This is a genomic window from Staphylococcus ureilyticus (assembly GCF_002902235.1).
GTDB classification, from domain to species: Bacteria; Bacillota; Bacilli; order Staphylococcales; family Staphylococcaceae; genus Staphylococcus; species Staphylococcus ureilyticus.
Genome location: NZ_PPRL01000136.1, coordinates 1 through 269, shown reverse-complemented (window position 1 = coordinate 269; position 269 = coordinate 1). Strand labels below are relative to the sequence as shown.

The window sequence follows — 269 nt, the reverse complement described above, 5'->3', positions numbered from 1 at the left end:
GTTTGCTCAGTTTGAGGTGCTTGCTCTTGTGCTGGTTGTTCTGATGAAGCTTGTTGTGGTTGTGTTTGGTCTTGAGTTTGCGTTGCTTGTTCTTGTTGTCCTACATTAGTTGTTGATTGTGTTGATGCATCGCTTGATCCGTTTGAACCTTCACCATAGCTCCATGACCAATATGTGCCATCAGATTCAAAGTTATAATTTAAATTATCTTGATTAAAGTTATAGTTATAAGCACCTTCATGTACTGGCTCAGCATTTAATTGTTCAGG

The 269-nt window shown here is 38.7% G+C and carries 1 pseudogene; it reads right to left on the bottom strand.

Annotated features, from left to right (window positions below):
• Window positions 1-269, bottom strand: a pseudogene (locus CD150_RS11790) (transglycosylase); the annotation flags it as partial.